Source organism: Burkholderia sp. AU6039 (assembly GCF_002223365.1).
GTDB lineage: Bacteria > Pseudomonadota > Gammaproteobacteria > Burkholderiales > Burkholderiaceae > Burkholderia.
The window spans coordinates 2,550,346-2,574,590 of the sequence record NZ_NKFK01000005.1; the positions used below are offsets into that span (position 1 = coordinate 2,550,346).

Sequence of the window (24,245 nt, forward strand, 5' to 3'; positions counted from 1 at the left end):
GTCCCGGCGCGTGCCGCGATGCGCCGGTGGATTCGAATTCGGTACGCCCGCTGGCTTTGGTATTTCGTTTTCCGCAATAACGCAGCCATTGGCGAAAAATACAAACCCATATTTCGGGTCACCCGTCTGAAGGCGACACTAAATGGTCACGATGCGACGGATCGGGAAAACACGTAGACAGGCGGCACGGTAAAAACCGGCCGCCCGAAGGGAGGGAATCAGCGGCCGTCGAGGGCCGCGCGCACGGCCGGCAGGCCCGGTGCGCCGGCCGCCGTCGTCACGCCGTCGAGCCAGCCGGCGACCAGCGCCGGGTCGGCCTTCAGCGCATGCTGCGCCGCGAGCACGGGCGACGTCTTGTGGTCGAGCATGTCGGCGATCATCCGGTTCTCGACGTCGACGGAGAACGTCATCTGCCGGAACAGCCTGGCGAGGTTCGCGCACTGGCCGGCGAACCCGGCGCGCGTGACCGTATTGACCGTCGCGCCGCCGTAGTTCGGGCCGAAATACGCGTCGCCACCCGACAGGTAGGTCAGGTGGAACTTCGTGTTCATCAGGTGCGGCTCCCATGCGAGAAACACGATCCAGCGCTTGTCGCGCACCGCGCGCTCGACCTGCGTGAGCATGCCCGTCTCGCTCGATTCGACCAGCGACCAGTTCGCCGCGCCGAGCGCATGGTCGGACAGCATCCGCTTGATGTTCTGGTTCGCGGGCGCGCCGGGCTCGATCCCGTAGATCTTGCCGCCGAAGCGGTCCGCGTAGCGCCCGAGATCGGCGAACGTATGCACGCCGGCGGCCGCCACGTAATCGGGCACCGCGAGCGTGAACTTCGCGCCGCTCAGGTTCGCGTGCAGCACGTCGATCGATTTCTCGTCGACGAACGGCTTCACGAGCGGCGCCTGCGCGGGCATCCAGTTGCCGAGGAACACGTCGACCTGCCCTTTCTTGAGCCCCTGGTACGTGATCGGCACCGACAGGTTCGCCACGTCCTGCCGATAGCCGAGCGCCTTCAGCACGACGCCCGCCATCGCGTTCGTCGCATCGATGTCGGTCCAGCCGGGCGCCGCCATCTTCACGTCGCTGCACGTCTGCGGGTCGGCCGCGTGCGCGGCCTGCGTCGTCATCAGGCACGCGGCCGCGGCGAGCGCCGCGCCGATCCTTCGGATTGCTGCATTGCGTTGCCGTTTCATGGTTCGCTTCCTCCGTCGCTCTTCAATGATCACGATGCGGTACGCTCAGCGCCCGACTCGCGGAAACCGCGCCATCGCCTCGAGCGTGTCGAGTTCGATGTGATTGCGCATGTAGCGCTGGCTCGCGTCGGTGAACGGCTGCCAGTCCCACGCCTGAATGCGGCCTTGCGTCGTGGCCGCGTAATGGAAGCGCCGGCGCCGCTGGCTCGCGCGCACCTGCCGGTCCAGCTCGGGCAGGTTCCAGCGCTGCGCGGCCTGCGCGCGGAACGCGGCAAGCACGTCGGCCGCTTCCGGCGTGTCGGCCAGGTTCGTCAGCTCGCGCGGGTCGTCCGACAGGTTGTACAGCTGGTCGGGATCGAGCGGGCAATGCACGTACTTCCAGTCGCCACTGCGGATCATCACGACCGGCGCGACCGCGCCTTCCGCCAGGTATTCGCCGAGCGCGACGTCGTGCGCCGGCGTGCCGTGCAGGTGCGGCACCAGGCTCGCGCCATCGATCGGATCCGGCCAGCCGCCGGCCGGCGCAGCGCCGGCGAGGTCGACAAGCGTCGGCAGCAGGTCGACGTGCGACACGGGCCCGCGCACGCGCGCGGCGTCGAAGCGGCCCGGCGCATGGACGATCAGCGGCACGCGGCAGCCGCCTTCGAAGAACGTCATCTTGTACCAGAGCCCGCGTTCGCCAAGCATGTCGCCGTGGTCGGACGTGACGATCACGATCGTATCGTCGGCGAATCCGCACTGTTCGAGCGCGGCCAGCACGCTGCCGAACTGCGTGTCGACGTAGGACGTCGCGCCGTAGTAAGCGCGGCGCGCGGCGCGGATCTGCGCGTCGGTGGGCGGCGTGCGGTCGTTCTCGCAGACGAAGCGCAGCCGCTGCGAATGCGGGTCGCTGTCCGCCGCATCGAGGTGCACGGCCGGCATGTCGATGTCGTCGTCGCTGTACAGATCCCAGTAGTCGCGCGTGATCGCATACGGGTCGTGCGGATGGGTCAGCGACACGACCATGCAGAACGGCCGCGCATCGTGCCCGGCCGCGCGCTCGCGCGCGACGTCGTACAGCTTCTGCTTCGCGGCGAACGTGACCTCGTCGTCGAAATCGAGCTGGTTCGTGCGCACGCACGGGCCGGCCTCCAGCACCGAACTCATGTTGTGATACCAGCTCGGCCGCTCGGTCGGGCTGTCCCAGTCGGGCACCCAGCCGAAATCGGCCGGATAGATGTCGGTCGTGAGGCGCTCCTCGAAGCCGTGCAGCTGGTCGGGCCCGCAGAAATGCATCTTGCCGGACAGCATCGTCCGGTAGCCGCCCGCGCGCAGGTAGTGCGCGAAGGTCAGCGTTTGCGCCGGCAATTCGGCGGCGTTATCGTAGGCGCCGATCCCCGACGGCAGCTTGCCCGTCAGCAGCGAGAAACGCGACGGCGCGCACAGCGGGCTCGCGCAGTACGCGGCGTCGAACACCACGCCTTGCGCGGCGAGACGGTCGAGCGTCGGCGTGCGCGCGACGCGATTGCCGTAGGCCGGCAGCGCAAACGGCGTGAGCTGGTCGGCCATCAGGATCAGGATGTTGGGTGTCGGGTTCGTCATCGGCTGTCGTGGGGAAAACGGTGTTCGAATGGAGCTGCGCGCCGCTCGCGCAGCGGGACGTCCGGCATGACGGAAGCGGCTCGACGAAAGTGCCGCACGGGCGGGCCGCGCTGGCTAGAATCGCGGAATGCGTGGCGCGGCGCCCGTGAAGCGGGCTTTGAAGCAGGTTTTGAAGCAGGCCGCGAAGCGCAGGTACCGCACCGTCCGAAGCACTATCACCCGCCCGAATTCGCGCGGGTAGGCGTCCGGCCCTTATGGGGCCATTAGAGAGACTTATGTCGAAATCCGAACCGTTACCGTCGATGCAGGCGCTGCGCGCGTTCGAATCGGCCGCCCGGCTCGCGAGCTTCACGGCCGCCGCGCGCGAGCTCGGCTCCACCCAGCCGGCCGTGAGCCAGCAGGTGTTCCAGCTCGAAGCCGAACTGGGCGTGCCGCTGTTCGAGCGCAGCCCGCGCGGCGTCACGCTGACGGCCGACGGCGAGTGCCTGTACGAAGCCGTGCGGCTGAGCCTCGACACGCTGCGCGGCGCGACCGCGACCCTGCGCGCGCGCCGCGAGCACGGCGCGCTCACGATCGTCACCGACTTCGGCTTCGCGACCTACTGGCTGATGCCGCGCCTGGCCGGGCTGAAACGCGTGATGCCGGATGTCGACGTGCGCGTCGTCACGTCACAGGATTACGACGCGCAGCGCGACCATGGCGACATCGCGATCCTGTTCGGCGACGGCCACTGGCCATCGTGCACCGCCGCACGCCTCTTTCCGGAATCGGTCACGCCCGTCTGCTCGCCCGCGTTCCGCGACGCGCACCCGCACGTCGCGCGGGCCGAGCACCTGCCGGCCCTGCCGTTGCTGCACGTGCAGCCGACGCGCCCCGAGCGCTGGCTGTCGTGGTCCGGCTGGTTCGACGCGCACGGCCTCGATACGGCCGCCGCCGCGCGCGGCGTGACCTTCAACAGCTACGCGCTCGTGATCCATGCGGCGCTGCTCGGCGAGGGCGTCGCGCTCGGCTGGTCGCCGCTCGTCGACGAACTCGTCGCGTCCGGTCAGCTCGTGAAGCTCGTCGACGCGCCGGTCGTCACGTCGCGCGGCTACTTCCTGGTGCGGCCGCCTCAGCGGCCCGAGCCCAACGCGACCCACGTGTTCCGGCGCTGGCTGCTCGACGCGTGCGCGAGCGCGTGACGGGCGCACCGCGCCCCCGCGTGCTGGCGCGCCGATACCAGCCACACGGCGCGTTGGTTCTATCCGCCTCGAAATCGTCCTGATTTACTTGAGCCTCCCGCTACCCGCGCGGCGCGGCGCTTTCGTGCGCCGCCGCACGGCCGTGCGCCCATGCCATCCGAGGAGTCTCATGACCGCCGAGCACCGCCCCGATCAATTCGTCCTGACACTGTCGTGCGCGAGCGCGGCCGGCCAGGTCGCCGCCGTCGTCGGCTTTCTCGATCGCCATCGCTGCTATGTCGATGCGCTGAACGTGTTCGACGACGATCTCAGCAACCGCTTCTTCGTGCGCTGCGTCTTTCATCCGACGGATGAAACGCTGCAGATCGATGCGCTTCGCCACGAATTCGCACCGATCGCAGCCGGGCTCGGTGGCCAGCAGGGCGACATGCAGTGGGCCATCCACGACGTGAACGCGCGGCCCAAGGTGCTGATCATGGTGTCGAAGCTCGAGCACTGCCTCGCGGACCTGCTGTTCCGCTGGCGGATGGGCGAGCTGAAGATGGACATCGTCGGCATCGTGTCGAACCATCCCGACTTCGAGCCGCTCGCCGCGCAGCACGGGCTGCCGTTCCGCCACTTCCCGATCACGGCCGAGACGAAGGCACAGCAGGAAGCGCAGTGGCTCGACTTCTTCGAGACGAGCGGCGCCGAACTCGTGATCCTCGCGCGCTACATGCAGGTGCTGTCGCAGGAGACGAGCGCGAAGCTCGCGAACCGGGCGATCAACATCCATCATTCGTTCCTGCCCGGCTTCAAGGGCGCGAAGCCGTATCACCAGGCGCATGCGCGCGGCGTGAAGCTGATCGGCGCGACCGCGCACTTCGTCACCGACGATCTCGACGAAGGCCCGATCATCGAACAGGTCGTCGAGCGGGTCGATCATGCGCTGCGGCCGGAGCAGCTGCTCGCGGTCGGGCGTGATGTCGAATCGCTCACGCTGGCGCGCGCGGTGAAGGCGTTCATCGAGCGGCGGGTGTTCCTGAACGGGGACCGGACGGTGGTGTTTCCGTAAGCGGAAAGGCGTCGCGTTCGACACGCGGCAGAAACGAGAAAGGCTCGACGGGTAGGTACCGGCCGAGCCTTTTTTGCTCTCGCGTTGCGCGCGATGCGCCACGCGACGCTCCGTGTGCGGTTTTCGGAGCCGCCGCGCGCCGCAACGCGTGCGTTACCGCATCACTTCACCCAAGCAAAGTAATACGACAACCAGATCGTCAGCCCCGCGCCAACCAGCGCAACGTAAGGCATCAGATTCAGCCACATCGCACGCTTCGGCACTTCGAGTTCCATGTCGCGCTGCATCTGCGCCGGAAAGCGGCCACGATCCTGCCAGTAGTGGCGGAACAGGAACACCGGCACGATCAGCAGCATCGCGATCAGCCCATTGCGCAGCGTGCCCTCGCCCTGCAGGTTCGCGCCTGCACCGACATACACCAGGTTCGCGTAACCGCAGATCGCACCGCCGACGAGCAGCCACGTCGGACAGCGGAACGGCCGATCCCAGTTGCCGCGATCCATCCGGTGGATCCAGCCCGACTGAAGATTCAGGAATACGAACAGCATGTAGCAGACGTTCGAGATCGACAGCACCGTCATGTAGTCCGACATCATCAGCAACACGAGGTTGAAGCCGAGATCGGTCCACATCGCGCGTGTGGGCGAGCCGTGCTCGTTCACGTGCGACAGGTACTTCGGCAGCCAGCCGTCGACCGATGCCTGGTACAGCGTGCGCGACGAGCCCATCATCGACGTCATCACGATCAGCAGGATCGACAGCATCAGCATCACGACGACCGCATTCGCAACCCATGCGCCACCGCCGACGATCTTGGCCATCGCGGCCGCGACGCCGGTGCCGTCGCCGATCGACGGATCGAGCATCGCCTGCGTGCCGAGCGCGCCCTGGAACGCCATCGGCACGAGCGTCATCACGACGAGACACAGTGCGCCCGACCAGAAGATCGCCTTGGCGGTATCGCGACGCGGGTCACGGAATTCACGCGTGTAGCAGACGGCCGTCTCGAAGCCGTACGACGCCCAGCCGGCCATGAACATCGCACCGAGCGCCATCGTGACGCCTTGCCCGTTCCACGAGCCGAACGTCGCGGCCGTGAGATTGCCGTGCGCGTCGTGACCGAGCGGCAGCAGCGGGAGCAGGTTCGACATCGGCACGTCGCCCGTGACGAACGGCACGATGCCAACGATCAACAGCGGCGTGAGCGACGCGATGCCGAGAATGCGCTGCGTACGCGCAGCCTTCGATGCACCGCTGTGCTGAAGCTTGAACGTAATGAGAAGCAGGATCGTCGCGATGATGAACGTCGCATTGATCCGCAGGGACAGACCCGGCTTGATGAACCCGAGATCCGCAACCTTGAGCTGCCAGTGCAGCACCGCCGCGTCGGCGGGAAAGAGACTCGTGAGCGCATAGCTCGCCGCGAGGCCGCAGCCGAGCGCGAGCATCGGCGACCACGCGAGCCAGTTGCACCACACGGAAACCGGGGCAATCAGCTTGCTGTAACGGACCCAGCCGATCGCGCCATACACGGACGCGCCGCCCGATTTATGGGGAAATAGCCCCGATATTTCCGCATAAGTCGCGCTTTGAACCAGCCCCATCGTGATCGCGGCGATCCAGATCGCCCACGCGGGCTGGCCGATCGTCGCGCATACGCCGCCGATCGTGAACAGCACGCCTGCCGGCACGCCGCTCGTTACCCAAAAAGCGTCTTTCCAAGTCAGGCCACGATGCAGCGTGTGGCCCGGCGAATCATGTGAGATGGTTGCCTCAACATCACTGGTGCGATTCGCACGCAGTCCTGCCTGACTCATCCAATTCCTCCTCTCGAGCAGAGTTAGCGCTTCAGCGCTTACTCTGGTCCGATGCAAAGCAGATGACTCCGCACAAGGGCGCTAGTGTAACAACTTACGCACTTTTCTGCAGAATCAAAAAAATAATTCCGGGATAAGGTCGTGTCGCAGTGCAATTATTTCGCATTACTACCGACCTTTCCCGGACTGTCTCTTCATCTATTTATCGAGGCGATTCACTGCCGGCTTACTGCACGCCTTCCGTCCACGCATTCACGCGATCCGCATGGGCTGCAATCCACGCATCGGCGGCCGCTTCCGGCTTCGAGCCGTTCTGGATCGCCAGCATCACGCTGTCGATTTCACCCGGCTTCCACTGGAATTTCTTCAGGAACGCGACCACCGGCTTCGCCTTCGTTTCGAGCCCCGGATTCACGACGCTGTCGACGTGCTCCGCGCCGCCGAACACTTTCTTCGGATCCTCAAGGAAGCGCAGCTTCCACTTCGCGAACATCCAGTGCGGCGCCCAGCCCGTCACGATCACCGGCTTGTTCGCACCGACCGAACGCGACAACTCAGCCGTCATCGCACTGCCCGAGCTCGGCATCAGCGTGTAGTTCAGCCCGTAGCTCTTGATCGCGTCGTCGGTCTTGCGCATCACGCCGGCACCGGCATCGATGCCGACGATCCGGCCGCCGAAGCTGCCCTTCTCCGCGTTCAGGTCGTCGATGCTCTTCGCCTTCACGTAGGCAGGCACGATCAGGCCGATCTTTGCATCCGGGAAATTCGCGCCGAGGTCGACGACCTTGGCCTTGTATTCATCCCAGTACGAGCCGTGCGTGACCGGCAGCCACGCGGACAGCGTCGCATCGAGATCGCCGCGCGCGACGCCCTGCCACATGATCCCGGCAGCAACCGGCACGAGCTTCACTTCGTAGCCGAGCTTCTTCTCGATCACGCGCGCCGCGACGTTCGACGTCGCCACGCTGTCATCCCAGCCTTCGACGTAACCGATCTTCAGCGTGGGCTTCGTATCGGCAAGTGCGGACGCGCTCAGCGCCACCATGGCCGACAGTGCGCCGGTCCACAACAGTTTTCCGAACAGCTTCATGGTCGATCTCCTTGATATGCGCACCGTGCGCGTTGCCTCTCTAGGTTCTTCAACCACAAATCCGCGGTATCGTTGTTTTCCGACGGATGCTTGTCCGGACGCGACGCGCCCGGGCAGCCGATGGCGTGTTGCGACTACTTGTCGATCACGAGATCCGACAGCGGCTTGCTGCAGCACAGCAGCACCATCCCCTGGTCGATCTCGCGCTGGCGGATGCCGCCGTTGTGCTTCATTTCAACCTGCCCCGACACGAGCTTCACCTTGCAGGTGCCGCACATGCCCTGCGTGCACGAGGCCGGCAGCCGCACGCCCGACTGGCGCGCCGCATCCAGCACGTGCTGCTCCGAGCCGCACGAAATCTCGCGATTGCTCTTCGCGAAGCTGACCGTGTACTGCTTCGTTTCGGTGTCGGTGTCGGCGCCGTCGGCCAACGGGGCGAGATCGGCGAGCAGTTCGTCGCTTGCGGTTTCGGCAAGCGTTTCGAACGAGAAGCTTTCCTCGTGATACTGCTTGCGATCGAAGCCGGCTTCGTCGAGCAGGTCGCGCACGGCCTTCATGTACGGCGCGGGGCCGCACGTGAAGATTTCGCGCTCCATGAAATCCGGTGCGATCAGCTTCAGCAGCGGCAGCGTCAGGAAGCCCGTGACGCCCGGCCAGTTGGTGCGGGCGCCGACGCGCTCGACGACGAACGACGTGCGGAAGTTCGTGTGGTTCGACGCGATCAGGTCGAGCTCGCGCGCGAAGATGATGTCGTCCGGCGTGCGCGCGCTGTGCACGAACAGGATGTCGCGATCCTCGGCGAGATCATGGTGCGCGCGGCTCATCGACATCAGCGGCGTGACGCCCGAGCCGGCCGACAGGAACAGGTACTTGCGCGCCGGATGCCGTGCGCACGTGAATTCGCCGGCCGGGCCGAGCACGCGCACAGCGGCGCCCGGCTGCAGGTTGTCGTGCAGCCAGTTCGACACCTTGCCGCCCGGCACACGCTTCACCGTGATCGACACCGTGTGCGGCCGCGCGGGCGACGACGAGATCGTGTAGCAGCGGTTGATCGTTTCGCCGTCGATGTCGAGCTCGAGCGTGAGGAACTGCCCGGGCTCGAACGAGAACGAGCGGCCCTGCGGCGAACGGAAGAAGAAACTCTTCACGTCGTGCGTTTCCTGCCGCACGTGGCAGCACACCAGCGTTTCCTCGACGTCGCTCGTCCAGCGCTCGGGAAGGCCATTCCAGAACGCCGGGCGCGTCACCCGGCTGTCCGTCGGCTCGAAGTTGGCCGCATCTCGCATCATGTCTAGCTCCGCTTGTCCGCTGCTGTACGCTTATTCGCCGGTTTTTTCGGCGAGTCGGCCGATGTACCAGGCCGAGAATTTTTCGACGAGACCTTCCGTGAACGGCGAATACGGGCCCGGCTCGTACGCGCTGCTGGTCGCGCCACGCTGCGAGAATTCGACGAGCGCGCGATCCTGGTCGTTGGTCGCGTTCCACACGGCCGTGAGGTTCTTCACGTCGTAATCGATGCCTTCCTTCGCGTCCTTGTGCACGAGCCACTTCGTGCGCACGAGCGTCTTGCCGGCCGACAGCGGGATCACCGAGAACGTCACGATGTGATCGCTCATGAAGTGATGCCACGAGTTCGGCTGCGTCCAGAACGACAGGCCGCCGAGGTCCGCCTTGTCGAAGCCGCCGAGCAGCTTCTTCGACGCGACCCTCGCATCGAGCGTCTGCGATTCGCCGTGACGATCGAGCGGCAGGCGCTGCGTGCGGAAGCCCGTCACGTCGAGCAGCTTCTCGATCTCTTCGGACGGCAGGCCCATTTCGGCCCACTCCTTCCCGCGTCGCACGCATGTTTCGGCGAACGCATCCATGCCTTCGGCGTTGGCGTCGGAGCGCTGGTAGCCGAAACCGTATTCGTACAGCGAGATGGTGAGCTCCGGATGGTTCGCGACGCAGTGATAGCACTCGCGGTTGTTCTCCATCGTGAGCTTCCAGTTGCCTTCCTCGATGATGTCGATCTGCGCGGCGATCTTCGTGTTCGGCAGATCGTGCGGCAGCAGGTACGGCTCCATCTCGGCGCGCAGCTGCGCGAAGTCGGCGGGCGGCTCGTCGGCGAGGCAGATGAAGATCAGGCCCGCGAGGTTCTCGACGTGCACCGACTTCAGGCTGTGCTTGCAGCGGTCGAACTTCTCGCCCATGTGCTCGGCGAACATCAGCTGGCCCGTCAGGTTGTAGGTCCAGCTGTGGTACGGGCACACGATGTTGCCGACCGAGCCTTTGTCTTCATTGCACAGGCGCGCGCCGCGGTGACGGCACACGTTGTGGAACGCGCGGATCGCCATGTCGTCGTCGCGCACGATCAGGATCGAATCGCTCCCCAGTTCCACGGTCACGTAGTCGCCCGGCTCCGGAATGTCCGGCTCGACCGCCACCTGGATCCAGTGCTGGCGGAAAATCGCCTCCATGTCGAGCGCGAAGATGTCCTCGCTCGTGTAGAACGGCGCTTCGAGGCTGTGCCCTTCCTTGCGCCGCTCGATCAATGCACGAATGTCTGCCGATACTTTCATCGTTTGCTCCGGATTCCTTGCATCCCTGGGTTCTTGCCGACAGGCATCAAAATCAGTAGTCGATGAGCTGATGCTCGCGCAAATACGCGAGGATCACTTGTGCTTTTTCGACCGAACTCCCTTCATTTACGACGTTGCCGCCACGGCTTTCGGTCGTCGTCGCGGACAGCATCCGGGCATGCCCGGAGCGCTTCTCGGCGGCGACCAGCTTTACGGGTTTACGCTCGATCGGGCCGACCTTCCACGCGGCCGCGTCGGCGTCCGCGCCGGGCGCCGCGAGCGCCGGCCGGATCGCGCCGGCGCGCAGCCGCGCATACGCATAGCGCGGCTCGGCATTGGCGAGCGGATGAACGGCGACGACGGCCGGCAGCGCCGCGTCGACGCGCCGCCGCAGCCCCTTCGGCAAAAATTGCCGGACGGCCACGCGGCCGCCTTCGACCGTCACGTCGACGGCCGAACCCACCAGCGGATAGCCGAGCGCCGCGGCGACGCGATACGGCAGCATGCCGGTGTCGTACGCGCCCTCGGCGCGCGTGCCGGTCAGCACGAGGTCGTAGCCCTCGACGCGCGCGGCGAGCGCATGCACGGCGTCGTCGCCGTCGCGGCAGGCCAGCACCTCGACCTCCCGGGCGCCGAGCGCGAGATATTCGGCAAGCGCCGCATTCGCGGGGTCGCCCGCATGGATCACGTCGAGCTTCGCGCGATGCCGCTCCGCGAGCTGGCGGCCGGTTTCGAGCGCGGCCGCGTCGTTGCGGCTGTAGCGCGCGACACCGCTGACCGGATGACGGCCGACGGACACGAGCACCGCGATGCGTTGCAAGGGACGGGGGGCGTTCATGCAGCGACTCCTTCCGGTTCACGGGTGCCGACCGCGGCCGGCGATTCGCCACGCGCGGCGCGCGCAGCCTGCACCTGTTCGATCAGTGCGGCGATCGTGCCCTGCGCGTCGCCGACCACCGTCAGGTTCGCGCGCTTCGCGATCGGCGCGCTGCCGTCGAGGTTCACCGCGATCACGTGGCGGCAATCCTTGATCCCCTGCAGGTGCTGCACCGCGCCCGAGATACCGAACGCGATGTAGACGCTCGCCTCGACCGTCTTGCCGGTCGCACCGACCTGCTTGTCGCGCGTGAAGTGGCCGTTGTCGACCGCGACGCGGCTTGCGCCGATCGCCGCGCCGAATGCACCAGCCAGCCGCTCGAACGCGCCGATGTCGGACACGCCGTTGCCGGCCGACACGATGAAATCGGCTTCCTCGAGCGCGACCTGGGCCGCGTCGATTTCGTCGAGACCGAGATCGCGGTACGGTTGCGCGGCGTCGTGCGCCGGGCGGATGAAGTCGGCGGCCAGCCGTTCGCCCGCACCGACGAACGGCAGCTTCGCGTCGACCGCGTTCTGCGCGAGCAGGATCACGTCGGGCAGCGCTCGGGTGGCAAACGCGCGCCCGGCCTGCGCATACGCGCCGACGTGCTTCGCATCGATCTCGACGACGTGCGTCGCGACGCTCGCGCCGGCGGCCGCCGCGTAGCGCCGGCCGAGATCGCCGTCGCCCGTCGCGTTGTCGGGCACGAACACGTGCCTCGGCGCGAGTGCCGCCACGCAGGCCTGCAGCGCTTGCAATTCGCTTTCAGGGTCGAACGTACGCCGATCGAAGCCGGCGAGTTCCAGCAGCTTGTCGACGCCCAGTTCGGCCACGTCGTCCTTCAGCTCGCCGAACGCGAGCAGCGCGACTTCGGTCTGCGCATCGGCGAGCAATGCGGCGGCGGCGATCGCCTGCCGCGAATGATCGTCGAGCGCGCCGCGTTCACTGTGCGCGACCACCAGCATCACGTGCTTCGGATCCTGCACCGCGCGGCGCGGCTTCGCGGCCGCTGCGCCATGACCATGCGCGAACCCGTGCACGGCGTTCGCATCGGCGCTGCCTTCCTCGCCGAGCGTGATGCGCTTCAGGCCGGCGGCCGTGATGATGAACGGCCGGCGCGGATCGATTCGTTTGATCGTGTTCATCGATTCACTCCAGCGAGGCGGCAACGAGTTCGGCCACGTCGAGCACGTCGGGGCGCGGGCCCACGACGCCTTCGAGCATCGCCGTGCAGTTCGGGCAGGCCACCGCGACCACGTCCGCGCCGATCGTGCGGGCGTCGGCGATGCGGATGTCGGGAATGCGCTGCTTGCCGGGAATGTCGGTCAGCGGCGCACCGCCGCCACCGCCGCAGCAGCGGCCGCGCATGCCGTTGCGCTCCATCTCGACGACCTGGATGCCGATCGTCTTCAGCAGCTTGCGCGGCGCGTCCGTCTCGCCGTTGTAGCGGCCGAGGTAGCACGGATCGTGATACGTGGTGCGCTTGTCCTGCAGCGCTTCGACGGCCTTCGGCGCGATCTTGCCGCTGTCGGCCAGTTCGGCGAGGAAGGTCGTGTGATGCTTGACCGTCACGCGCAGCCCGAGCGCACGGTATTCGTTGCGCAGGCTGTGCATCACGTGCGGGTCGGCCGTCACGATCTGCTGGTACGACAGCGTGCCGAGCGTGCCGATCAGGCGCTTCGCCATCTGCTGGAACGTCGCTTCGTCGCCGAGCCGGCGGGCGACGTCGCCCGTGTCGGTCTCGGTCGAACCGAGCACCGCATAGTCGACACCCGCCTTGTTCAGCACCTTGACGAATGCGCGCAGCGTGCGCTGGTAGCGCATGTCGAACGCGCCTTCGCCTGCAACGAACAGCACGTCGACCGGCTTGCCGGGTTGCGCGACGGGCGCGCTCAGGTCGACCGACCAGTCGTAGCGTGCGGCCGTGTCGTAGCCGCCCATCGTGCCCGTCTCGCGCAGGTTCGCGAGCACTTCCTGGCCCTTGCCCGGCACCGTGCCGTGCACGAGCGTGCGGTTGCGGCGCATGTCGACGATCGCGTCGACGTGCTCGATCAGCATCGGGCATTCCTGCACGCATGCGCGGCAGGTGGTGCACGACCACAGCGTCTGCTCCTCGATCAGGCCCGACACGATCGGGCCGTTCGGGTCGCCGCGATGCTGGCCGACCGGAATGCCCGGCGACGGGCTGCCGGCGTACGCCGCATCGGTGCCGCCCGCCATCCCGACGACCAGATCCTGGATCAGCTTCTTCGGGTTCAGCGGCTGGCCCGACGCGAACGCGGGGCACGCGGCTTCGCACTTGCCGCACTGCACGCACGCGTCGAAGCTCAGCAGCTGGTTCCAGCGGAATTCGACCGGCTTCGCGACGCCGTACTCCTGATGCTCGATGTCCGGCAGCTTCAGCGCCGTCGGCGGCGTGGCCGTGCCGTTGCCCGTGAACGAGTCGCGGGTGGCCGCGAAGCGTTCCTGGCGCGGGTGGAAGGCCAGGTGCAGCAGGCCTGCGATCGCATGCTTCATCGGGCCGCCCTTCGCGGCGCCGACCGTCATCGTGAAGGCACCGACACCGATCAGCACGGCGCAGAGCACCGCGAACGCACCCGACATCGCGCCGGTCGGCACCAGCATGAACAGCACGAGACCGAGCGCGAACGAGCCGAGCAACCAGGGCAGCGTATTCCACGGGCCGCGCGACAGGCGGGCCGGCACGTCCTTGGCCGCGCGCCGGCGCCACACGAACACCGCGCCGACCAGCATCGCGAGCGCCGCGAGGAAGATCAGCTTGTCGAGCCACGGCGAGTAGATCGCGAGGCCGTAGTTGACGAACACCAGCGCGAGCGCGCCGATCGCGCCGCCGGCCGTCGCGACGTGCGTCTTCGCGATGTACGGATCACGGGCGACCACGTGGTGCAGGTCGACGAAGTAGCGCTTCGGGATCGCGAACAGGTTCGCGACGCCGAACGAGCCGGGCGCGGTGGCCCGGCCCAGACGCCAGTAGGACGAGCGCTTCGCGACCGCGAACGCGAGCCCCGCCACCGACAGCCACAACAGGGCGGTAATGAGGAAGGACGGGTTCATCGTTTAGAAATCCTTCACGAGACGCAGCGAGTCGTAGATCGCCCCGTGGACGTTGTGCATCGAGATGCAGTCGCCGACACGGAACAGCAGGAAACGGCCGTTGCCGAGTTCTTCCGACAGGCACGGCTGCGGCTCGGCCGCGAACAGCGTGTGCGGATCGATCTGGCCGCGGTTCACCGATTCCGGCTTGAGCTTCCAGTACAGCTCGTCGTTCGGCGACGAGCCGTTCTCGATCACCACCTGGTCGACCGCGCGCTCTTCCAGCTCTTCCGTGTACTCGTTGCGCAGCACGGCGATCAGCTTGCCGTCCTCTTCGTAGACGCGATCGAGCATCGTGTTCGGCGTCGGGATCACGCCGAAGGCGTACAGGCGGCGATAGAAGATCGGGAACGTCGTGCCGCCGCAATCGTCGGCGACCTTCACGTCCGGCGTGACGACCTCGACCTTCGAGCCGCGGCTCGCCATGAAGTCGGCCACGCCGGCGCCCGCATGCGTGCTCACGCCGTCGAACAGCAGCACGTTCTGCTTCGGCTCGACCTTGCCGGTCAGGATGTCCCACGAGCTGACGGCCAGCCCCTCGGCCACGCCCCAGCCCGGCACCTGCCACGTGAAGCTCGACCCGCCCGTCGCGAGCACGACGATGTCCGGCTTCTCGGCCATGATCATCTTCTCGTCGGCGGCCACGCCGAGGCGCCGGTCGACGCCCAGGCGCTTCGTTTCCATGTCGAACCAGCGGATGATCCCCGACATCTGTTCGCGCTGCGGCGCCTTCGCGGCGATCATCACCTGGCCGCCCACTTCGGCATTCTTCTCGAACAGCACGACGTCGTGGCCGCGCAGCTTCGCGACGCGCGCGGCCTCGAGCCCCGCAGGGCCCGCGCCGACCACCACGACCTTGCGCTTCGGGCCGCGCGACTTCTCGATGATGTGCGGCATCGTCGCTTCGCGCGACGTCGCCGCGTTCTGGATGCACAGCACGTCGAGGCCGTTGTACTGGCGGTCGATGCAGTAGTTCGCGCCGACGCACTGCTTGATTTCGTCCTCGCGGCCGTCGCGGATCTTGATCACCATGTGCGGATCGGCGATCTGCGCGCGCGTCATGCCGACCAGGTCGATCATGCCGGTCGCGAGCAGGCGCTCGGCCTGGCCCGCATCGCGGATGCTCTGCGCGTGCATCACCGGAATCTTCACGACCGACTTGATGCCGGCCGCGAGGTGCACGAACGGCTCCGGCGGCAGCGCCATCGGCGGCATGCAGTTGGCGATCGTGTTGTGCGTGTCGCCGCCCGAGCCGACCACGCTCAGGTAGTCGATCAGGCCCGTCTCCGACATCGCCTGCGCGATTTCCTTCAGCGCTTCGTGATCGAGGCCGTCCTCGTGGAATTCGTCGCCGCACATGCGCAGACCGACGCAGAAGTCCTTGCCCACCGCCTCGCGCACGGCCGTCAGCACTTCGATGCCGAAGCGCAGGCGGTTCTCCAGGCTGCCGCCCCATTCGTCGGTGCGGTGGTTCGAACGCTTGCTCCAGAACTGATCGATCAGGTGCTGGTGGGCGGCCGAGATTTCGATGCCGTCCATGCCGGCCGCCTTCACGCGCTTCGCGGCGGCCGCGAAGTCGCCGATGATGCGGCGGATTTCCTCGATCTCGATGATCTTCGCGTTGCCGCGGTGCACGGGTTCGCGCACGCCCGACGGCGACATCAGATGCGGCCAGTGCTCGCCGTGGAACGACGAGCGGCGGCCCATGTGCGTCGCCTGGATCATGATCTTCGCGCCGTGCTTGTGCATCGTGTCGGCGAGGCGCGTGAGCGGATCGATGATCTTGTCGGTCGACAGGTTCACCGATTTCCACCAGCCCTGCGGGCTGTCGATCGACACCGGGCTCGACCCGCCGCAGATCGCGAGGCCCACGCCGCCCTTCGCCTTTTCTTCGTAGTAGCGGATATAGCGGTCGCCCGGCAGGCCGCCCGGCTCGGCATACACCTCCGCATGCGCGGTGCTGACGATCCGGTTGCGCAGCGTCAGCTGGTTCAGCTGCATGGGTTTGAACAGGTGGGGATAACGCATCGCTGGCGACCTCTGGCGTTCGAATGTCTCGTGTTGCGGGTGTTGTTGTGCTTCGGTGAATCCGTGCGTCAGGGCTTCAGTGCGCGATCGGCGACACTTCGAAGACGCAGTGGTCGTGATGCTCGGCCGCGCACTGCACCTCCAACGATCGCGCACGCGGCGCGCCCTTGCCTTCCGGCGTCGTGTCGTTGACCCAGTCCATCGCGCCGGCGAACCAGCCCGCGAACATGTAGCAGAGCTTGCCTTCCTTGCCCGGCTGCTGGAGCACGAACGACGAGTGGCGCAGCTCGATCTTCGCGCGCGCGCTCGCCGGGTCGGCCTCGATGATCGAGAACAGCCCCCAGCCGCGCTGCGACAGGCGCTTCAGGTAGTGCTCGAATACGGCCATGCCGGTCAGGCCGTGCAGCTTCGCTTCCTTGTCGCACCAGTGGTAGGCGGACTTGTAGCCGGCCTTGTACAGGATCTCGGCATACGCTTCGACGCCGAGCGCTTCCTCGACGGCGACGTGGTTGTTCGTGAAGAAGTGGCGCGGCACGTACAGCATCGGCAGCGCGTCGGTGGTCCAGACGCCGGTATCGGGATCGACGTTGATCGGCAGTTGCGGTTGCATCGTGGTGACTCCGTGAGGAAAGTGGCCGCGCGGCTCAGTGCACCGGCGCGACATCGTCCGCGCGCCCGTGCGGCTTGCACGGGCACGTCCCGATTTCTTTTAATGTTGAATCGCTGAAGGGGGTTCGGCGTTCGCGGCGCTTATGCGCCCCACACGTCCTTGAACACGCGCACCCAGTTCTCGCCCATGATCTTGCGGATACGCGACTCCTTCCAGCCGTGGCGTTCCATCGCCGCCGTCAGGTTCGGGAATTCGCCGATCGTGCGGATGCCGTCCGGGTTGATCACCTTGCCGAAGTTCGTCAGCTGGCGATAGCGGCCCTTGTCATGCGTCAGCATGTCGAAGAATTCCTTCGCGTAGTCCTGCGTGAAGTCCGTGCCGATGCCGACCGCATCCTCGCCGATCAGGTTCACGACGTAGTCGATCGCCTCGATGTAGTCGTCGATGTTCGCTTCGATCCCGCGCTTGAGGAACGGCGCGAACATCGTCACGCCGACGAAGCCGCCCGCATCGGCGATCTCCTTCAGCTGTTCGTCGCTCTTGTTGCGCGGATGCTCCTTCAGGCCCGACGGCAGGCAGTGCGAATAGCACACCGGCTTCTTCGAGAACGCGATCGCTTCCGACGACGTATTGCCGCCCACGTGCGACAGGTCGACCATGATGCCGACGCGGTTCATCTCGGTGATCACTTCGCGGCCGAAGTCCGACAGGCCGCCGTCACGCTCGTAGCAACCGGTGCCGACCAGGTTCTGCGTGTTGTAGCAGAGCTGCACGACGCGCACGCCCATGTCGGCGAACGCTTCGATGTAGCCGATGTTGTCCTCGAACGCATGCGCGTTCTGGAAGCCGAGGATCACGCCGGTCTTGTCTTCCTTCTTCGCGCGGAAGATGTCTTCCGTCGTGCGCACCAGCGTCAGCAGCTCGCTGTTGTCGCGGATCTTCTTCTTCATCACGCCGATGTTGTCGACGGTCTTGGTGAAGTTCTCCCACACCGACACCGTGCAGTTGGCGGCCGTGATGCCACCCTTGCGCATGTCTTCGAACACCGGCTTCTCGAACTTCGAGATGTTCAGCCCGTCGATGATGATGCTGTCTTGATGCAGCGTGCTCATGTGTTGCTCCAGTATTGTCGGGTCGGTGGGATCAATAGATCGGGAAGCGTTCGCACAACGCGAAGATCTCGCGGCGCACGCGCTGTTCGGTCGCTTGGTCACCTTCCGGGTTCGCGCGCAGCGCATCGAACACTTCCAGGATCAGGCGGCCCACCTCGCGGAATTCCGCGACGCCGAAGCCGCGCGTCGTGCCGGCCGGCGTGCCGAGGCGGATGCCCGACGTAACGGTCGGCTTCTCGGTGTCGAACGGAATGCCGTTCTTGTTGCAGGTGATGCCCGCGCGCTCCAGCGCCTGCTCGACCGGCGCGCCCTTCAGGCCCTTCGGACGCAGGTCGACCAGCAGCAGGTGGTTGTCGGTGCCGCCCGTGACCAGATCGACGCCGCCCGCCTTCAGCACTTCGCCGAGCGCCTGCGCGTTCGCGAGCACGTTGTCGATGTAGGTCTTGAAGTCCGCGTGCAGCACTTCGCCGAACGCGACGGCCTTGCCGGCGATCACGTGCATCAGCGGGCCGCCTTGCAGGCCGGGGAACACGGCCGAGTTGATCTTCTTCGCGATCTCCTCGTCGTTGGTCAGCACGAAGCCGCCGCGCGGGCCGCGCAGCGTCTTGTGGGTGGTCGACGTGACGACGTGCGCATGCTCGACCGGGTTCGCGTGGCGGCCCGCGGCGATCACGCCGGCGATGTGTGCCATGTCGACCATCAGCTTCGCGCCGACGCTGTCGGCGATCGCACGGAAGCGCGCGAAGTCGAGCGCACGCGGGTAGGCCGAGAAGCCGGCGATGATCAGGTTCGGCTTGTGCTCGTGCGCGAGCGCCTCGACCTGGTCGTAGTCGATCCGCATCGTGTCGCGGTTCACGCCGTACTGCACGGCGTTGAACCACTTGCCCGACAGCGCCGGCTTCGCGCCGTGCGTCAGGTGGCCGCCCGCGTCGAGCGACATGCCGAGCACCGTGTCGCCCGGCTTGGCCAGCGCGAGCATCACCGAGCCGTTCGCCTGCGCGCCCGAGTGCGGCTGCACGTTCGCATAGCCGGCATTGAAGATCTGCTTGACGCGCTCGATTGCCAGCGCCTCGACTTCATCCGCGAATTCGCAGCCGCCGTAATAGCGCTTGCCGGGATAGCCTTCCGCGTACTTGTTGGTCAGCACCGAGCCCTGCGCCTCGAGCACGGCGCGCGACACGATGTTTTCCGACGCGATCAGCTCGACCTGCGACTGCTGACGCTCGAGTTCCTTCAGGATGGCGCTGCGCACCGGCGCGTCGCGCTCGGCAAGGGGCTGCGAGAAGAAAGGCTGGGTGTTCGACATAGTGCGTCCGTGACGAAGAATAAGGGGCTGAAACCGAAGCTCAAGGCCCGCCCTGCCTGGGTTTCCCGCTCGTCCCGTACAAGGCTGCCGACGGCTCTATTCTTGTCGTTCGGATTTTCGGCGGATTGATGAATTTAGACGCGTTCTTTGCCTTTTCCGCCATCCGCGTCCGTTTTATACAAGTGACCGGTCGTGCTTTTTCGGATGGCCAACAAAAATGGTCGAGGCAGTTCACCTATGAACAGGCACGCCGGCGGTGCGATTGCCGCCCGGTCGGGGTGCAGCCCGTCACGAATACGGTGCAGTGCAGCATGCCGCTTTCAGCCAGACAACGTATGGATCTAGGGTTTAGCCGTATGGCACGCTTGTTGCGCTGGCTCACACAATATCGCAGCCCGATCGGTGCCCCCGGGCGTAAAGCTATTAGAGATTCTAGGAACGCTCCCCATGTCGCCCGACCGCACAGCGTCGCTGTCCCACTTCGCGTTCATGCCGTTACCGAACTTCACGATGATCGCGTTCACCAATGCGATCGAGGTGCTTCGGATGGCGAACTACCTGAGCGGCCAGCCGCTCTACCGCTGGTCGGTCATCAGCCCGGACGGCGGCCCGGTCACCGCGAGCAACGGCCTGACGGTCGACACCGGCCCGGCCGAATGCGTGGGCCAGCCCGACATCGTGTTCGTGTGCGGCGGCGTCGACGTGCAGCGCGCGACCACGCCCGCCCATCTGTCGACGCTGCGCCGCTTCGCGCGCGCGGGCATCCCGCTCGGCAGCCTGTGCACGGGCACCTATGCGCTCGCGAAGTCGGGGCTGCTCGCGGGCTACGCGTGCGCGATCCACTGGGAGAACATGTCGGCGCTGAAGGAAGAGTTTCCGGACACGCGCTTCCTGAAGGAGCTGTTCGTGATCGACCGCGACCGCATCACGTGCACGGGCGGCGTCGCGCCGCTCGACATGATGCTGAACCTGATCGCCGCGCGCGTGGGCACCGCGCGCGTCACGCAGATCGCCGAGCAGTTCATCGTCGAACACGTGCGCGACACGAGCGCGCAGCAACGCATGCCGCTGGTCGCGCGCCTCGGCTCCGCGAACAAGTCGCTGTTCGAAGTGATCTCGCTGATGGAGAACAACATCGAGGAGCCGCTGTCACGCGAGGAGCTCGCGCGGCTCGCGAACATGTCGCAGCGGCAACTGCAGCGCCTGTTCCGCGAACACCTCGGCATGACGCCGACGCACTACTACCTGACGCTGCGGCTGCGCCGCGCACGCGAACTGCTGCTGCAGACCGACATGTCGATCATGCACATCACGATGGCGTGCGGCTTCCAGTCGGCGTGCCATTTCAGCAAGAGCTATCGCGACGCGTTCGGCGTCGCGCCGACCCGCGAGCGCCGCAAGCAGGTCGCGCCGCTTGCGCAAGGTGCGACGAGCGCCAGCCCCGCGTTTCCGGTGCACGTGCTGCATGCGTGATCCCCGCCGCGCTTGACGAAAAAAAAGCGACCTCGAAGGTCGCTTTTTTCTTTCCGCTTACGATCCCCACACCTGCATTTCGTCGAGCGAATACCCCCACGGCGTCGCGCGCTTCGTGCCGAGCATCCGCACGTAGCGGCCATGCCCGTTCAGGTTCGGCAACGTCACGTGGCCGTACGACACGCCGTTGTTCGTCGAGTAGATCGTCGTCCAGTTCGCATTGTCGTTCGACGTCTGGATCTGGTACACGAGCGCGCCCGCATCCCAGTAGAGATCGATGCTGCTGATCGTCTTCGTCGCACCGAGATCCACGGAGATCCATTGCGGATCGACGCCCGCGCCTTCCGGCGAATCCCAGCGCGTGCTCGTGGTGTTGCCGTCGAACGCCTTGTCGGCCGTGAGCGACGCGTTGTAGCTCGCCGATGCGGCAGCCGGACGACCCTGCGACAGCAGCGTCGGCTGCGCGGCGGCCGGGCCGCCGTAGTAGCTGGACCCGAGCTTGGCCTTCGTCGTGTCGGCGTTCACGCCGAACTGCGACAGGCTCCAGCGCTGGCCGGTCGTCACGTCACCGACGTAGAGCTGGTAGCCGCCCGCCGTCGTCGACGAGAAGAACACGTAGTTGGTGCCGGTCACCGGCGCCGGATCCGAGTTGTTGCTCACGCAGTCGTTGATCGGCAACGCGTTCGGCGTCGACGCCGGGTCCGCCGTCTTCGTATAGATCTGGTCGGCCTGGCCGCTGTCTTTCCAGCGCGCGTAGAACACCATGCCGTCCCCACGCACGATCGGGTAGTACGTCTGCAGCCCGGCCGGAGCATCGAACACCGCAGTCGCGCCGGTCGCGAGCGTGCGCTTCATCAGCCCCATGTTCGCGCCCGTGCCGGTCGCGTAGTACACGGCGCTCGCATCGGGCGCGAGGAACGGCATCGAATATTCGGCGCCGGAGGGTGCGTTCGTCAGGCTCACGACCGACGTGAACACCGGGCCCGCGCTCGTATACGACAGCGTCGCCTGCTTGACGTCGCCGTTCTGCTTGAACACGAGCGTCTTGCCGTCCGTGCTGAATTTCGGGTCTTCGTTGCGGGTGGCGCCCGTGCTGTTGGTCATGTTGACGGGCGGCGTGCCGGCGCCGAGCTGCAGCATGAACACGTTCCATGCGCCGTTGCTGATGCCCATGAACGCGAGCCACTTGCCGTCGGGGCTGAACACGCCGTTCATCGGATCGGTGATGCCCCACGCGCTCTTGCTCAGTTGCGTCAGCGTACGGGCCGAGAAGTCGTACAGGAACAGCTGGCTCGTGCCGTCGCCGTACTTGACGTAGCTGTGATAGACGAGCTTGCCGGTCAGTGCGGCGGGGAACGTCGCGTTGGATTGCGTGGGCGGATTGCTGATGCAGGCGGCCTGCGCGACGCCGCCGAGGAGGTTGAGGGCAACGCCGGCCACGAGGCCCGCGACGAGAGTATTCAATTTCACGCTGAAGTTTTCCGGTTAGGGTCATGACACCGCTGACTACACCTCGCACGCCCAGGCGCACGGGGCACGGATCAGCCGGCGGACAGCGTGAATTCCGTATCGGTCAATGTCGGGAACAAAGATTGCTCGAGGGGCGAAAGCATGCCAGCGCGTCGCGCCGAAAAACAGGATCAGAGCCCGTGAAAAACGAGCGGATCACGGGATAACGACCCTGTGGCGCAGCGCGCGCCGTGCTACTCTTTTTCGGCACAAAGCTGCTCGACTTGAGGCAGGCATGAAGCGTTATGCGAAGCTCGCCCGGACGATTTCCGAGTCGATCCGGCGGGGAGATCTGGCCCCCGGTACGCGCATCCCCACCGTGCGCGCCGCATGCCGCGCCTATGGCGTGAGCCCGTCCACCGTGTTTCGCGCGTACTACGCGCTCGAAGGCGAGGGTCTGATCGTCGCGCGTGCACGGTCCGGTTATTTCGTTGCGAACCTCGACGACAAGCGCGTGCGGTTCGGCCATGAACCGCCGCGCAAGCCGGCCGCCCCGCCCGCGGGCAACGGCGATACGTTGTTCCGGCTGCTCGACTCGCTCAGATGCGAAAACATCGTCCCGCTCGGCTCGGCCTTCGCCAGCTATTCGCTGTTCCCGATGAGCAGCCTGTGGCGCGCGATGGCGTCGGCGGCCCGCAACATGGATCGCACGGCCCTGCTGTCCGGCGCGCCGCCCGGCCACGACGGGCTGCGCCGCCAGATCGCGCTGCGCTACCTGAATGCGGGTGCGGCGTTGCCGATGGACGAGATCGTCATCACGACCGGCGCGCTCGAAGCGCTGACGCTCAGCCTGCAGGCGCTGACACGCCCCGGCGATATCGTCGCGATCGAGCGACCGGCGTTTCATGCGGCCCTGGAGGCCGTGCAGCGCCTGCACCTGAAGGCCGTCGAGATTCCGGTCGACCCGCGCACCGGTCTCGATCTCGACGCGCTCGAGAAAGCGCTCGACACGCATCCGGTGCGGGCGTGCTGGTTCATGACGTCGTTCCACAACCCGACCGGCGCGACGCTGACCGACGAGCGCAAGCGCGCACTGATCGACCTGCTCGCGGCACGCAACGTGCCGCTGATCGAGGACGACGTCTACGGCGAGCTGCATTTCGGCACGTCACCCACGCGCCCCGCCAAGCTGTACGACGACAGCGGTCTCGTCCTGCATTGCGGCTCGTTCTCGAAATGCCTCGCGCCCGGGTTCCGGATCGGCTGGGTCGCGGCCGGACGCTACGTGCGGCAAATTCGTCAGGCAAAGGGCGCAAGCGCGCCGGCGGCCGACGTGCCTGCGCAGATGGCGATTTCGAGCTACCTGCGCGACGGCGCGTACGACCGCTTCCTGCGCAAGCTGCGCCGCAATCTCGCCGCGCACCAGGCACAGATGCTGGCGGCCGTGCGCGCGTATTTTCCGGCCGGCACTGAAGTGTTCGCGCCGCGCGGCGGGTATTTCCTGTGGATCGAACTGCCGCCGCGCGTGGATGCGATGCACCTGTTCGGCGATGCGATGGAGAGCGGCGTCAGCATCGCGCCGGGGCCGATCTTTTCCGCGACCGGCGGATTTCGCCGCTATCTTCGGCTCAATTACGGCCGGCCGTGGACGCCGGCGGTCGAGCACGCGATGGAGACCATCGGGACGCTCGCGGCCCGGCAGCGGCGGGACGGTTAGCGTGGAACCGACGGCTCACGACAGCCTGTTTGTGCCTTGCGTTTCACGCGCCGGCGACCAAGAATGAAGCGGTAGGCCATCACGGACGAACGTGTTCCGCGCACCC

General features: G+C 66.4%; 18 protein-coding genes. 4 read left to right on the forward strand and 14 right to left on the reverse strand.

Features of this window, described 5'->3' with window-relative positions:
- Positions 1 to 218 precede the first annotated feature (218 nt).
- Both choX and betC read right to left on the reverse strand, forming a co-directional pair.
- Positions 219 to 1,187, reverse strand: a complete 969-nt coding sequence (gene choX / locus CFB39_RS29175; protein ID WP_089475436.1) for a choline ABC transporter substrate-binding protein — start codon at positions 1,185 to 1,187, stop codon at positions 219 to 221.
- Positions 1,188 to 1,232: 45 nt separating this feature from the next.
- Complete coding sequence (gene betC / locus CFB39_RS29180; RefSeq protein ID WP_089475437.1) at positions 1,233 to 2,768, reverse strand: choline-sulfatase; 1,536 nt, start codon at positions 2,766 to 2,768, stop codon at positions 1,233 to 1,235.
- Between the two features lie 275 nt (positions 2,769 to 3,043).
- On the opposite strand from betC, the gene CFB39_RS29190 reads away from it, so the two are divergent.
- Together CFB39_RS29190 and purU are read left to right on the forward strand one after the other, a co-directional pair.
- Positions 3,044 to 3,949: a LysR family transcriptional regulator gene (locus CFB39_RS29190; RefSeq protein WP_089475438.1), complete on the forward strand. Its 906-nt coding sequence runs from the start codon at positions 3,044 to 3,046 to the stop codon at positions 3,947 to 3,949.
- A gap of 169 nt (positions 3,950 to 4,118) precedes the next feature.
- Entirely contained in the window at positions 4,119 to 5,003 is an 885-nt protein-coding gene (gene purU, locus CFB39_RS29195; protein WP_089475439.1) for a formyltetrahydrofolate deformylase, read from the forward strand.
- A 161-nt stretch (positions 5,004 to 5,164) separates the two neighbouring features.
- On the opposite strand, the gene CFB39_RS29200 is transcribed toward purU, so the two are convergent.
- From CFB39_RS29200 to CFB39_RS29250, 11 genes are all read right to left on the reverse strand, one after another.
- Positions 5,165 to 6,820 (reverse strand): APC family permease, encoded by a 1,656-nt coding sequence (locus CFB39_RS29200; RefSeq protein WP_089475440.1) that lies wholly within the window; start codon positions 6,818 to 6,820, stop codon positions 5,165 to 5,167.
- Positions 6,821 to 7,046: 226 nt separating this feature from the next.
- Positions 7,047 to 7,910, reverse strand: coding sequence for a glycine betaine ABC transporter substrate-binding protein (locus CFB39_RS29205; RefSeq protein ID WP_089475441.1), 864 nt, complete (start codon positions 7,908 to 7,910; stop codon positions 7,047 to 7,049).
- A gap of 134 nt (positions 7,911 to 8,044) precedes the next feature.
- Positions 8,045 to 9,199: a hybrid-cluster NAD(P)-dependent oxidoreductase gene (locus CFB39_RS29210; RefSeq protein WP_089475442.1), complete on the reverse strand. Its 1,155-nt coding sequence runs from the start codon at positions 9,197 to 9,199 to the stop codon at positions 8,045 to 8,047.
- Positions 9,200 to 9,229: 30 nt separating this feature from the next.
- Entirely contained in the window at positions 9,230 to 10,471 is a 1,242-nt protein-coding gene (locus tag CFB39_RS29215) for an SRPBCC family protein (RefSeq protein WP_089475443.1), read from the reverse strand.
- Positions 10,472 to 10,523: 52 nt separating this feature from the next.
- Positions 10,524 to 11,309 carry an electron transfer flavoprotein subunit beta/FixA family protein gene (locus tag CFB39_RS29220; protein WP_089475444.1) on the reverse strand — a complete coding sequence of 262 codons (786 nt, stop codon included), beginning with the start codon at positions 11,307 to 11,309 and terminating at the stop codon, positions 10,524 to 10,526.
- Positions 11,306 to 12,475 (reverse strand): electron transfer flavoprotein subunit alpha/FixB family protein, encoded by a 1,170-nt coding sequence (locus CFB39_RS29225; RefSeq protein WP_089475445.1) that lies wholly within the window; start codon positions 12,473 to 12,475, stop codon positions 11,306 to 11,308. Before CFB39_RS29225 ends, CFB39_RS29220 begins: the two co-directional genes overlap by 4 nt.
- 4 nt (positions 12,476 to 12,479) lie before the next feature.
- Complete coding sequence (locus CFB39_RS29230; RefSeq protein WP_089475446.1) at positions 12,480 to 14,405, reverse strand: (Fe-S)-binding protein; 1,926 nt, start codon at positions 14,403 to 14,405, stop codon at positions 12,480 to 12,482.
- A gap of 3 nt (positions 14,406 to 14,408) precedes the next feature.
- Positions 14,409 to 16,472, reverse strand: a complete 2,064-nt coding sequence (locus tag CFB39_RS29235; protein WP_021160633.1) for an NADH:flavin oxidoreductase — start codon at positions 16,470 to 16,472, stop codon at positions 14,409 to 14,411.
- A 76-nt stretch (positions 16,473 to 16,548) separates the two neighbouring features.
- Entirely contained in the window at positions 16,549 to 17,082 is a 534-nt protein-coding gene (locus tag CFB39_RS29240) for a DUF5943 domain-containing protein (protein WP_089475447.1), read from the reverse strand.
- 140 nt (positions 17,083 to 17,222) lie between these two features.
- On the reverse strand, positions 17,223 to 18,194 hold the full coding sequence (locus CFB39_RS29245) for a dipeptidase (protein WP_042588480.1): 972 nt from the start codon (positions 18,192 to 18,194) through the stop codon (positions 17,223 to 17,225).
- Positions 18,195 to 18,225: 31 nt separating this feature from the next.
- The gene (locus CFB39_RS29250) at positions 18,226 to 19,500 is read right to left on the reverse strand and encodes a serine hydroxymethyltransferase (RefSeq protein WP_089475448.1); all 1,275 of its coding nucleotides are present in this window, start codon (positions 19,498 to 19,500) and stop codon (positions 18,226 to 18,228) included.
- Between the two features lie 447 nt (positions 19,501 to 19,947).
- Here CFB39_RS29250 and CFB39_RS29255 point away from each other — a divergent pair, with 447 nt between their 5' ends.
- Complete coding sequence (locus CFB39_RS29255; RefSeq protein ID WP_089475449.1) at positions 19,948 to 20,973, forward strand: GlxA family transcriptional regulator; 1,026 nt, start codon at positions 19,948 to 19,950, stop codon at positions 20,971 to 20,973.
- A gap of 57 nt (positions 20,974 to 21,030) precedes the next feature.
- Here the strand turns inward: CFB39_RS29255 and CFB39_RS29260 are convergent, their stop codons facing one another.
- Complete coding sequence (locus tag CFB39_RS29260; RefSeq protein ID WP_089475450.1) at positions 21,031 to 22,443, reverse strand: discoidin domain-containing protein; 1,413 nt, start codon at positions 22,441 to 22,443, stop codon at positions 21,031 to 21,033.
- A gap of 274 nt (positions 22,444 to 22,717) precedes the next feature.
- Between CFB39_RS29260 and CFB39_RS29265 the strand changes: the two genes are divergently transcribed.
- A complete protein-coding gene (locus tag CFB39_RS29265) occupies positions 22,718 to 24,139 on the forward strand; it encodes a PLP-dependent aminotransferase family protein (RefSeq protein WP_089475451.1) in 1,422 nt (473 codons plus the stop codon).
- The last annotated feature ends 106 nt before the right edge of the window (positions 24,140 to 24,245 follow it).

Bases quoted from the DNA above. Each gene is read 5' to 3' on its own strand.
- CFB39_RS29220 (WP_089475444.1), bottom strand. From the start codon at position 11,309: ATGAACGCCCCCCGTCCCTTGCAACGCATCGCGGTGCTCGTGTCCGTC.
- CFB39_RS29205 (WP_089475441.1), bottom strand. From the start codon at position 7,910: ATGAAGCTGTTCGGAAAACTGTTGTGGACCGGCGCACTGTCGGCCATG.
- CFB39_RS29265 (WP_089475451.1), top strand. From the start codon at position 22,718: ATGAAGCGTTATGCGAAGCTCGCCCGGACGATTTCCGAGTCGATCCGG.
- CFB39_RS29210 (WP_089475442.1), bottom strand. From the start codon at position 9,199: ATGATGCGAGATGCGGCCAACTTCGAGCCGACGGACAGCCGGGTGACG.
- CFB39_RS29240 (WP_089475447.1), bottom strand. From the start codon at position 17,082: ATGCAACCGCAACTGCCGATCAACGTCGATCCCGATACCGGCGTCTGG.
- purU (WP_089475439.1), top strand. From the start codon at position 4,119: ATGACCGCCGAGCACCGCCCCGATCAATTCGTCCTGACACTGTCGTGC.
- CFB39_RS29190 (WP_089475438.1), top strand. From the start codon at position 3,044: ATGTCGAAATCCGAACCGTTACCGTCGATGCAGGCGCTGCGCGCGTTC.
- CFB39_RS29255 (WP_089475449.1), top strand. From the start codon at position 19,948: ATGTCGCCCGACCGCACAGCGTCGCTGTCCCACTTCGCGTTCATGCCG.
- CFB39_RS29245 (WP_042588480.1), bottom strand. From the start codon at position 18,194: ATGAGCACGCTGCATCAAGACAGCATCATCATCGACGGGCTGAACATC.
- CFB39_RS29230 (WP_089475446.1), bottom strand. From the start codon at position 14,405: ATGAACCCGTCCTTCCTCATTACCGCCCTGTTGTGGCTGTCGGTGGCG.
- CFB39_RS29235 (WP_021160633.1), bottom strand. From the start codon at position 16,472: ATGCGTTATCCCCACCTGTTCAAACCCATGCAGCTGAACCAGCTGACG.
- CFB39_RS29200 (WP_089475440.1), bottom strand. From the start codon at position 6,820: ATGAGTCAGGCAGGACTGCGTGCGAATCGCACCAGTGATGTTGAGGCA.
- CFB39_RS29250 (WP_089475448.1), bottom strand. From the start codon at position 19,500: ATGTCGAACACCCAGCCTTTCTTCTCGCAGCCCCTTGCCGAGCGCGAC.
- choX (WP_089475436.1), bottom strand. From the start codon at position 1,187: ATGAAACGGCAACGCAATGCAGCAATCCGAAGGATCGGCGCGGCGCTC.
- betC (WP_089475437.1), bottom strand. From the start codon at position 2,768: ATGACGAACCCGACACCCAACATCCTGATCCTGATGGCCGACCAGCTC.
- CFB39_RS29225 (WP_089475445.1), bottom strand. From the start codon at position 12,475: ATGAACACGATCAAACGAATCGATCCGCGCCGGCCGTTCATCATCACG.
- CFB39_RS29215 (WP_089475443.1), bottom strand. From the start codon at position 10,471: ATGAAAGTATCGGCAGACATTCGTGCATTGATCGAGCGGCGCAAGGAA.